We start from the raw sequence: 10,831 nt of genomic DNA on the forward strand, positions 1-10,831 counted from the left end.
ATGAAGTATATTAACCAAGAAATCATAGCATTTCTGTTCGTCCATTAACTCGATGACGGAAAAAATGAGCATATCAGTCCAAAAAGATAATTATGTGCTGTGCGGTATTTCATTATCGTCTATTATTCCAAATTAATAAAGGCTCACACACTTGGCCTCATGAGCCAAAAACGATCGCCAACGCGACGACTGCAGTCGCTCTGGCGAAACTCGCCTCGACGATCCTGAGTACGGTCGAGGGAATGGACGCTTCCACTTGGGCCGGCTACGGCAGTTTTCGGCGTCTCGTGGAATCTTGGGATCTCGCGCCGTTTCAAGTCACTTGGGAAGGAGGAGGATTGATCCACGACCCGCGGCGTCACTCTGCACCAACCAGCCCGCCACCCAGTTTTCCCAAGCCGATTGACGAACTGACGGTCATCATCGATCTGATCCGGGCTGAGATCGCCAAAGCGAGCCATCCTGCTCCCTGCAGTCAGATTGCCAGCCTCATCACCGCCAAACACCCGGCCATCGCTAACGACTGGAATGGGATGGGTAACTTCCGGAATTTTGTCGAGTCGCTGGAGATCTCACCGGTGCGGGTCGACTGGAGCAACGGCGGCGGCCATATCTATGACCCACGCCGACATATCCTCATGACTGAGAGCGTCTCAAGACCTAATGCCAATCAGGCCGTGAGGGCGGACTGGGGGAATGAAAAAGATCTTTTCCCAATCGCCGCCCAGATCCATGACGTCACCGGCGTGCCCCTCCTCAGTCCATCCAATTATCAGACGCTGTTCCATCTCATCGGAACCGATCTCGCGACCCACACCTTCGACCTGAGCGAGACCGGCAAACGGGTCCGCGACGCAACGCGGGCATTCGGTTCTCCGGTGAGTCGCAGCGATGTCAATTGGGTCCTGCGTAGCCTGCTACTGCGGGGTCACGCCTTCGGAGCAGGCGAAGACGACGAGAGGACGCTGAAGCGCAAGACCATCGAAAATCTCCGCTCATTGTGCCTGCGCGAGCAGATGGTACTCGATCATGATATCAATGATACGCTTGATCGTTGGATCAATCGCAGCGCGTAAGGCGCACGACGATACGATCACCTTTATGTCTGGCGCTACGGGGGTGTTGATCATCGATCCGGCCTTGGTCATAAACCCGGCCACCGCGCGATCTGCACGGTCGTCGGTCCGCACAGCGGACCCTACAGGTCACGGTGTTACCGTAGGGTCCGCTGTGCGAACCTTCCGCGGCCGGCCGGAACGATGATCAATCACCACAATAGCGATGCATCAGAAACACGCGTCGCCCCGCATTTCACCGACAAATTGACCGGCATCCGCGCCGACATGCATGGGTTGCCCATCGACGAATGTGAACAGCTCGGCCATATCGAATTGCGGTAACCTGGCAGCGGGCTCTGCCACAATACGCGCGATCGCCACACCGCGCCGTGTGATGACGATTTCTTCGCCCGCTTCAACTTGGGCCAGCACGGCAGACAGGCGGGCCTTCGCTGCCGCCACGCTCAGTGTTTGCATGAGCACATCCAGTCTGCACGGACCTCACCGTCCGCTGGATCTCGGGACTGAGTTCCGACACCTCCTCGTCGGTCAACAGCCCGCGGCTGCTCATCGCCATAAGGCAAATCACCGCGGTCGAGCGGCGCAGAGAATCGAAGAGCAATGGCATCTCCCGATCCCGCTCGCGCAGGAACCGGGACAGTTCCAGGTGGCGCTCCTGGACAGGCGCGGATTCGTCGCCGCAGATGCGTCGGCACTCGTCCAGTACGCGTTGCGAGAAGCGCTCCTGGGCCAGGTTCCGCAGGCGTTTGTAGGTCTTCCAGTCGGATTCGGTGATTGTCATGATTTAGATGCCACAAGGCCATTGCGCTCCAGCACCGCGTAAACCTTGCGGCTGATCCGGGCCAGGCGGGACAGATCGCCAAGCGTCGGCTGTTCGCCGGCGTCCAGACGACACTCCCACGCCTGCAACTCGGTTCCCAGAAACTCCAGGAGCTTCATCGAACACCCGTCGCAGGTTCCGGTGCACACCTGGGCCGCGGGCACATCGAACGGGATGGCCGCCCGCACCTGGGCCATCAACTGACGCATGGCGGTGCGGGTATCGGGCTTCATCTCAGGCGCGTGACATGAAATCCCCGCTGATGGTGTTCACCTTGATCATCTCACCGGTCACGATGTACTCGGGCACCTGAACGACCAGGCCTGTACTCAGGGTGGCGGGTTTGTTGCGAGCGGAGGCGGACGCACCTTTCATGGCCGGGGCGCAGTCCATCACTTCCAGGACGACGGTGGCCGGCAGTTCGATCCCCACCGCCACGCCGTCGACCAGTAGACCGAAGATCCCCTCCAAGCCCTCGGTAAGATAGGGCCGTTCCTGCTCCAGGGCCTCCAGATCGAAGCTGTGCTGTTCGTAGGTATCGCGATCCATGAAGGTGCAGCCATCGGTGTCCTCAAACAGGTACTGCATCGGCCGCCGCTCGAAATCGACCGTCTGGACCACCTCGTCGCCCTTGAAGCTTCCCAGGAATTTCTGGCGGGTCACGACATTGCGGCCGCGCAGCTTGTAGAGCGTGTTGCCACTGCGCGAGGATGCGGTTTGCACCTGAACCTCGTTCACGTAGACGTTGGCGCCGTCTACGTCGATAACGATTCCTTTCTTGATTTCACTGACTTTCATGGGCATTGAGGAGCTTTGACTGGAGAATGGATCGCGCATCATACCGCGTGGCGATCCTGGTGCCTGGGGATAAACAGGCGGTGTGATCAGGTCGGCGGTACATGGGGTGATCGGCCAAACAGACGGCTCAGATCCCGCAACCGCTCGGCGCTGTCCGGGTCCAGGTCGTCATCACGCATCCGCCAGGTCCAGTTGCCGTCCGCCGTCCCCGGGCGGTTCATGGTCGCCTCGGCCCCGGAACCGAGGACATCCTGCATGGGGAAGAGGGCGAGGGCGGCGACCGAGGACAGTGCCGCGCGGATGAAGGCCCAGTGGATGTGTTCGCCATGGGTATTCAGGTAGCGGCACACCAGGGCGCGGGTATCGGCGTCCTGCTCCGACCACCAACCGGTAATGGTGTTGTTGTCATGACTGCCGGTGTAGACCACCAGGCGCCGCTGATGGTTATGGGGCAGGAAGGCGCAGTGCCCGAAATGCTCGCAGGGATCATCGAAGGCGAACTGGAGAATGGCCATCCCCGGCAGTTCGAGCCCGTCGCGCAGCGCCTCCACATCCGGGGTGATGACCCCCAAGTCCTCGGCGATCAGCGGCAGATTCGACCCCAGCGCCGCGCGCAAAGCGTCGAACAAACGCTGTCCCGGACCGGTCACCCAGTGTCCGTTGACCGCCGTCTCCTCGTGCGCGGGAATCTCCCAAAATCCGGCAAAGCCGCGGAAGTGGTCCACGCGCACCAGGTCGGTGACCTGCAACAGACGACGCAGACGCTGCACCCAGAAGCCGTAACCGTCCGCGGCCAAGGCGTCCCAATCATAGAGCGGATTGCCCCACCGCTGGCCGGTCGGGCTGAAGTAGTCCGGCGGGACCCCGGCGATCACCGTGGGTTGGCCGTTGGGCTCCAGTCGGAACCAGTCGCGATGCGCCCACACCTCGGCCGAATCGTGAGCGACAAAGATCGGCATATCGCCGACCAGACGGATGCCGCGGGCCCGTGCATGCTCATGCAGCGCGGACCACTGGCCAAAAAAGAGGAATTGGATCAAGCGTTGACGCTCGACCTGGGTCGCATATTCCGCGGCCCAGGCATCCAGCGCCGCGGCATCACGCCGCGCGAGCGGCTCGGGCCAGTCGGTCCAGGGCCGGGTTCGATGTTCGGTCTTGAGTGCGGCATAAAGCGCATAGTCCGGCAGCCAGTCCTGATGCTCAGCCTGGAATCGGTCAAAGGCGTCCCATTGCCCCTGATCGGCGCGGGCCAGGAAACCCTGGCAGGCGCGCTCCAGCAAATCGCACTTCCAGGCGTTGACCAGACCGAAGTCGACTGGCCCGGCCGTGAAGGGCGGATGTTCGAGATCGGCGGGGTCGAGCCAACCCGCGGCGAGCAGCAGGTCCGGGCTGATCAGCAGGGGGTTGCCGGCGAAGGCCGAGGTGCATTGGTAGGGCGAGTCCCGGTACCCGGTCGGGCCCAGAGGCAAGACCTGCCACAGACCTTGTCCGGCATCGGCGAGGTAATCGACGAAACGATGGGCCGCCGGGCCCAGGTCGCCGATACCGAAGGGTCCGGGGAGCGAGGTGGGGTGCAGCAGAATGCCGCTGGTGCGGTGCATGGGTGACTCCGGGGTTGGTGAACCGAGTCCCGGAAGTCTACCGAAGACCAGCGCAAAAGCCGACGACCTCGTTCGGAAAAACGCCGCGCCGACGCCCCCAGCGTCAACCCGGCGCTCGTTCCGACCGTCGCAGCGGCGTCCAGCCGCTTCGAAGCGCCAGGATGACGCTTCTACGAGCGGCCGTACCTGATGACCAAGGCGCGCCTGCCGACCCGCTACTTGTTCTTAACCGCGGTGACGAAGGTGGTCCGGGCACTGGTGGAGCCAGCGCGCTCGGCCTCCTGCACCAGCCGCCAGGCGCGATCCATGTCACCGGCCGACACCGATTCCTCGATCATCCCGTCGTACATCCGCTGCGTTTCTTGCAGCATCGGCTGGGGACCCTTGGTCGGCGCGGTTGGCTTGGCGGTCGCCTTCCGGGTCGCCGGGGGCGTGGCCGCCTTCGGTGTCGCGGTGGTCGCCGCCGGTGCCGGTGCCACGTAGCGCGTCGCGCCGCGTTGTTGTTTGACATAGTCGCGGCTGACCGCGGGGGCCGCGGTCTCCAGTTCGCCGACATCCATGCGGAAGACTCCGGTCGCCGCATGGCGGGCCACGGGGTCCGGAAGGCCAGGGTCGGCCAGACCGCGCGCGCGCGCGTACAACCGCGCCTCGCTGATCATCCGGGTCGAGCCGCGCAAATCCTTGTCCGTAGTGAAGATCACCAGATACTTCTCGTTCGCCAGTTCACTGCCCTGGCGGCGGTCCAGAAACACCCGACCGCGCAACCGCTGCGGCTCCATGAACCCGGCAGGGGTGTATTTGAAGCTGCTGGATTCGATGGCTCGCGTCACCTTGAAGTCGCGGTCCAGAATGAGCACGGTCGGCACAAAGACCGTGGCCCCGGCGACGGCGTCAATGGTGAGGGTGGCGCGCTCCAGGTCATCCGGAATGCTAAATGCCTGGAGCAGGCTCTTGCCGGTCGAGAACACAAAGGCCTGAGAGGCGGCATTGATCTCATAGAACCGGGTGGTGGTGGTGTCCAGAGGCGCGAACCGCAGATCCGAAAGCGCGTCGCAGCAGACCGCGGCGGCATTCAGGATGTCCTGGCTGGCCGCAGCGCTCGGGCTCACCGCGGTATACATGGGTGAGCGGGACTCCATGGGCGCAAACCAGGAGTTCTTGCCCATGCCGGCGCAGCCGGCGAGTGTCGCCAGGCTGAGAACGAGTACAACGGTGAGTGATCTGGGCATACGGGGGTTCCTGGACTTGCATGACACGATGACCAGCGGCAGCCCCTGACCGGCACCGCCGCCTCAACACGGATTGCTCGCCGTCCCATCGGCCGGGGACGGCCGGCGCCTCACCACCAGGCTTCGACTTGCGCACCGAAGGTCACCCCGCTGGTGTCCTGGGCCGAGATAATGCCCGGGGTCTGGGGAACATTACCCTGGTTCCAGTCCGCATAGGTGACGAACAGACGGATCACCGGACGCGCCCAGATGCTCGGACCCGCCTGCCATTGCTGGGCCAGGGTGACCTTGGTCAGGACGCAGTGATCGTCGCGCGTGGCACATGAGCGCAGCGCGTTGGCGTCGAACCCCACCGGCAGATCGGCCAGGTCGGCGGCAGACAATCCGTAGCCGGCATAATTGTTGGAGAAGGCGACGTCGTCATACCCGACCTCCAGCGCGGTGTTCATGGTGTCCGTCCAGTTGTACTGCGGCCGGATGCCGATCGAGAACCAGTTCTTCTCCCCGCCGCTTCCGGTCGCCGCCAAACCGCTGTTCAGGGTTGCGGAGTTGCGCGTCTTGGACTCATACCAGACCGCATACATCATCTCCACCCGACTGCCCAGGGCGATGGTGCCGTGATCGATCACCCGCCACATGTAATCGAGTGCCGGGAGGACCGTCGGATCGCCCGCGCTGTCGAGGCCGTAGAAATCAGCTCCCGCGTTACTGCTCGAGTGCGTGTTGTTGTTGCCGGTCGCCGCCATGCTGCCGGTAGCGTACTGGGCGATGAACTTGTTGAAGCCGCCGAACCAGTTCCCTTGAGTATGTTCAGCGGTGAATAACCAGCCGTTGTTGTATTCGAACGGTTCCAGGCGTTCGATCTCGCCCGACGCAAGCACCCGCGCGGTGACGCTGTCCTGGTCGTTGGTCAGGTCGGCGGTGCCGTACTCGACGCCGAGTTCCAGCGAGCCGTCCTTGTTCGTCGTCAGGTTCGCGTAGCGGGTACTGAGCACGTTGTTGATGACGTTGGGGCGGACGATGTCGTCGTTGTAGAACTCGGTACCCTGTCCGTTGACCCAGGGACCGTCGGTGTTGCGCACCCAGGCCAGCGAGAGATCGCCGGGACCCAGGGTCCAGTACTCCAGGCCGACCCCTGGCCCCGAAAGGTCCCAGTAGTAGAAGTCGGCCATGTGGATGTCATGGCGCTGATAGAAGCGCTTGCCGGCCCAGAGATTAGACTTCTCCTGACCAGAAATCACTCCACGGAACTGCGCATTGGCCTCACGCACCGACACCACGGAGTCCCGGTACGGGTGGGCGGTCATCGCCCGATCGCCGGAGATGGCGTCGCTGTTGGAGCCGGAACCATCGCCCGGGTCTTCCGACCAGTCGTTCTGCTGCGCCGACTTGTACGCGAGGCGGGTGTCGACATAGAAGCTTTGGCCGTTCTGTTCCCACAACGACTTGCCAAGCACGATTTCCATGTAGGTCTCGCACTCGTTGCCCAGTCGGTACTTGGTATCCGCCCCGTTCGACTGGAAGCAGGATTGATCGCCGCCGCCCCCGGTCGCACCGATGCCGGAGCGCAGGTAACCGTGGAAGTCAGGGATGTAGTTCTTGGCGGCGTCTGCGGCCAGGACGACGCCTGACGCCAGGGACGCGGCAAGTGCCGTCGTCAACACGCGAAGTTTCATTGATCGAGTCCTCCAGGGTCTTGGGGGCGACACACTGCTACAACGTCGTATTTTGAGCACAGACGCCTCATGGCTTAATGTAGACCCTACAAAACCGCTTGTCGAGCCATGTTTTAAAAGTATTTTTATATGATAAAGATTTCCGTGTTTTAGCGTGCCTGAAAACGGACGCGTAAGTCTGTCGTGATCACGCAACACCACGGAAGGATGGACCAGCCCAACGCCGATTGCGGCCGACGCCGCTGTTCCCCAACGAAAGACCCTGGTCTATACTCGGATGACGGCCTGGGATCGCCCGAGCAGGAGGCCCTCCGTCGGGGCGGGGTGAACCGATCGTCATTCCGGAGCCGCTGCGGCAAGGATTTCGCCGGTGGGTCTGGAACCCCGTTGATCGGACCCTGGGCCGGTCGATGCGTCGGCTTGGGTGCTCGCGCCGCGCCCTCGGGACCATGTAAGAAAAACTACGCCATAGGCAGGACATCGATCGTGAAGACACTCATCGCTCTGGTCGTCGCCACTTCAACCCTTTCCCTGGCCGGTCCCGCACGCGCGTTCGAAGAGGGCAAACTCGTCCTCTGGATCAACGGCGACAAGGGCTACAACGGCCTGGATGAAGTTGCCAAACGCTTCACGGCAGAGACCGGGGTGCCGGTCGAGGTCTCCCATCCGGACAAGGTTGAACAGCGCTTCCAGCAGGTGGCATCCAACGCCCAGGGACCCGACATCATGTTCTGGGCCCATGATCGTTACGGCGAGTGGGCCAAGGGCGGGCTGATCGCGCCACTGACCCCCAGCGCGGAGATGAAGGCCAAGATCGATGACTTTGCCTGGGAGGCCGTGACCATCGACGGGAAGATCTACGGCTACCCCATCGCCGTCGAGGCACTCTCCCTGATCTATAACAAGGACCTGATGCCGGACGGCCCGGCCAAGTCCTTCGAAGAAATGGCCGCGCTGGACGCCAAACTACAGAAGGACAAGAAGCGCGCTATCCTCTGGGCCTTCGAAACCCCCTACTTCACCTACCCACTGATGTCCGCCGGCGGCGGCTACGCGTTCAAGAAGCGCGCTGACGGCAGCTATGACGTCAAAGACACGGGTCTCAACAACGCGGGGTCCAAGCAGGGCGTGGCTTTCCTGGCCGGGATGATCGAGCAAGGCCAGATGCCGCGCGGCGTGGATTACGGGGTCGCCGAGGCCAAGTTCAACAAGGGCGAGGCGGCCATGACGATCAATGGTCCCTGGTCCTGGGACAACCTGAACAAGAGCGGCGTCAAGTACGGCGTCGCCCCGCTGCCCACCCTCGGCGGCAAACCGGCCCGCGCCTTTGTCGGCGTGCTCGGCGGCGCGATCAACAACGCCAGCCCCAACAAAGACCTGGCGACGCTCTTCCTGGAGGAGTACCTGCTGACACCCGCGGGTCTCAAGTCGGTCAATGACGACAAACCCCTGGGGGCCGTCGCGCTCAAGGAGTTCCAGCAGCAACTCGCCGCTGACGAACGCATCAAAGTCACCTTCGACAATGCCGCGGCCGGCGAGCCGATGCCGAGCGTCCCGGAAATGATCAACTACTGGACCAACTTGGAAAGCGCACTGAAAAACGTCGCGGCCGGCCGCCAGTCAGTCGACGCCGCACTGGACGATGCGGCCAAGCGGACGGTCACCGCCAAGTAGCAGGCCGCGAGGTCAGGCGCGGAACTTCATCATCGTTCCGGCTAATGCCCGGACGTCGCGCAGCGACCCTGTGGGAGCGGCCTCCGGCCGCGACGGAGCCTCGCAAACTGCCGCAGGGGTCGCAGGTTAACGCGACCTCACATCGCGACCGGAGGCCGCTCCCACGACGCCAGGCATCCAAGGCCGGCGGGACACTGCACCACAGACCAAGAGGGGATCATCATGGCGGTCACGACTGGCTCGATTGAAGCTGCGGGTACCTCCGCGACGCATTGGCTCAAATGGGGCATACTCGGTCTAATCGCGCTGATCAACCTGTATGCCGTAACCCTGATGTACATCCAGGGTGAGACCGTTTTCGCCCTGGTGTTCCTGATCCTGGTCGCCACCGGCCTGTACGTATTCGCCGCCGAGCGCGCCTATGTCCACCGCTACATCTTCCCTGGTGTGGCGACCATGTTCATTTTCATCGTGTTTCCGCTCGCCTATACGATCTGGATCGCCTTCACCAACTACAGTGCAACCAACATCCTGACCTTCGAGCGGGCGCGTCACTACCATCTGTCGCAGACCTACCAGGTGGAGGGTCAGAATTACGACTTCAGCCTCTATGCCGCGGGCACCGAGACCTATCGCCTGGCCCTGATGGCCAGGACCGGCGAACGCTTTATCAGCGAACCGATCGAGTTGCGTATTCCCGACGCCAAGGCACAACCGCCAGCGACCACCGCGCCGATCGAGATCGATCTCACGGTCATCGAAGCCGCGCCCGACCAGCCGCCGCTGGCGGTCAGGGAGTTGGTGCGCCTGCGCAGCGTGATGCAGAACGTGGTGGCACACCTGCCTGACCATAGCGATCTGCGCATGAGCGGGATGCGCCAGTTCTCCGCGACGCGCCCACTGTTTCAAGTCTTGCCGAGCGCTCAGGGCGGCGACGGATCGATCCTGGTCAACCAACTGACCAAGGAGCGCATCGCACCGGATATGCGGGTCGGCTTCTATCGGCAACTCAACGCCGAGGGTGAATTCACCGGGCCGGGGATCGCCCCCGGATTCAGCGTCTTTGTCGGTTGGAAGAATTTCCTGCGGGTCTTGACCGACCCCGGGGTGCAGGGACCCTTCCTGCAGATCTTCGGATGGACCCTGACTTTTTCCTTCCTGTCAGTCGTGTTCACGCTCGCCATCGGCACGGTGCTGGCGAGCCTGGTGCAATGGGATGGGCTCGCGGGCCGCGGTCTCTATCGGCTGCTGCTGATCCTGCCCTACGCGGTCCCCGCATTCATCTCGATCCTGGTTTTCCGTGGGCTCTTCAATCAGAACTTCGGCGAGATCAACCTGCTGTTGAGCCAGGTCTTCGGGATCAGACCCGGCTGGTTCAATGATCCCACGCTCGCCCGCACCATGCTGCTGATCGTGAACACCTGGCTCGGTTATCCGTACATGATGATCCTGTGCATGGGGCTATTGAAAGCGATTCCGGCGGACCTCTATGAGGCCTCGGCAATGGACGGCTCCAATTTCATCCGGGACTTCTTCAGCATCACCCTACCCATCCTGATGAAGCCGCTCACCCCGCTGTTGATCGCGTCATTCGCGTTCAACTTCAATAATTTCGTACTGGTTCAATTGCTGACTCAAGGGCGCCCCGACATCATCGGCGCCCAAACCCCGGCCGGGACGACCGACTTGCTGGTGACCTACACCTACCGCATCGCCTTCGAGGGTTCGGGTCAGGATTACGGACTGGCCTCGGCCATCGCGACTTTGATTTTCATCATGGTCGGTATCCTGGCGCTGATCAACATCAAGCTCATGCGCGTGGATCGCTGAGAGCGCACAGGAACTGCTTACTGGTGAACGAAACGACTCCATTAAGGAGCACATATGACGTCTCGGTCGTTGTCGTTGTCGTAATCGAGCTGCTGAGTAATGCTGCGATTTACGGGTCCGCGAA

The 10,831-nt window shown here is 62.2% G+C and carries 10 protein-coding genes; 3 read left to right on the forward strand and 7 right to left on the reverse strand.

Translation table 11 applies throughout. From position 1 onward, the window contains the following. The first annotated feature begins 92 nt into the window (after positions 1–92). Entirely contained in the window at positions 93–1,076 is a 984-nt protein-coding gene (locus tag QZY03_RS09875; protein WP_295580505.1) for a hypothetical protein, read from the forward strand. 210 nt (positions 1,077–1,286) lie between these two features. Here QZY03_RS09875 and QZY03_RS09880 read toward each other — a convergent pair whose 3' ends face one another. The 7 genes from QZY03_RS09880 to QZY03_RS09910 all read right to left on the reverse strand — a co-directional run bounded on the left by QZY03_RS09880 (position 1,287) and on the right by QZY03_RS09910 (position 7,203). Beyond that, entirely contained in the window at positions 1,287–1,490 is a 204-nt protein-coding gene (locus QZY03_RS09880; protein WP_295580507.1) for a type II toxin-antitoxin system Phd/YefM family antitoxin, read from the reverse strand. Beyond that, a complete protein-coding gene (locus QZY03_RS09885) occupies positions 1,474–1,860 on the reverse strand; it encodes a hypothetical protein (protein ID WP_295580509.1) in 387 nt (128 codons plus the stop codon). Before QZY03_RS09885 ends, QZY03_RS09880 begins: the two co-directional genes overlap by 17 nt. Next, complete coding sequence (locus QZY03_RS09890) at positions 1,857–2,132, reverse strand: hypothetical protein (RefSeq protein WP_295580511.1); 276 nt, start codon at positions 2,130–2,132, stop codon at positions 1,857–1,859. The genes QZY03_RS09885 and QZY03_RS09890 overlap by 4 nt, the downstream gene beginning before the upstream one ends. 1 nt (position 2,133) lies before the next feature. Continuing rightward, complete coding sequence (locus QZY03_RS09895) at positions 2,134–2,697, reverse strand: elongation factor P (protein ID WP_295580513.1); 564 nt, start codon at positions 2,695–2,697, stop codon at positions 2,134–2,136. 86 nt (positions 2,698–2,783) lie between these two features. Beyond that, on the reverse strand, positions 2,784–4,298 hold the full coding sequence (gene malQ, locus QZY03_RS09900) for a 4-alpha-glucanotransferase (protein ID WP_295580515.1): 1,515 nt from the start codon (positions 4,296–4,298) through the stop codon (positions 2,784–2,786). A gap of 215 nt (positions 4,299–4,513) precedes the next feature. Then, positions 4,514–5,527, reverse strand: a complete 1,014-nt coding sequence (locus QZY03_RS09905) for a MalM family protein (RefSeq protein ID WP_295580517.1) — start codon at positions 5,525–5,527, stop codon at positions 4,514–4,516. Positions 5,528–5,637: 110 nt separating this feature from the next. Continuing rightward, positions 5,638–7,203, reverse strand: coding sequence for a maltoporin LamB (locus tag QZY03_RS09910; protein WP_295580519.1), 1,566 nt, complete (start codon positions 7,201–7,203; stop codon positions 5,638–5,640). A 486-nt stretch (positions 7,204–7,689) separates the two neighbouring features. Between QZY03_RS09910 and malE the strand changes: the two genes are divergently transcribed. Together malE and malF are read left to right on the forward strand one after the other, a co-directional pair. Next, positions 7,690–8,877, forward strand: a complete 1,188-nt coding sequence (malE, locus tag QZY03_RS09915; RefSeq protein ID WP_295580521.1) for a maltose/maltodextrin ABC transporter substrate-binding protein MalE — start codon at positions 7,690–7,692, stop codon at positions 8,875–8,877. A 222-nt stretch (positions 8,878–9,099) separates the two neighbouring features. Continuing rightward, positions 9,100–10,707: a maltose ABC transporter permease MalF gene (gene malF / locus QZY03_RS09920; protein ID WP_295580523.1), complete on the forward strand. Its 1,608-nt coding sequence runs from the start codon at positions 9,100–9,102 to the stop codon at positions 10,705–10,707. The last annotated feature ends 124 nt before the right edge of the window (positions 10,708–10,831 follow it).

The organism is uncultured Lamprocystis sp., from assembly GCF_903933125.1.
GTDB lineage: Bacteria > Pseudomonadota > Gammaproteobacteria > Chromatiales > Chromatiaceae > Thiodictyon.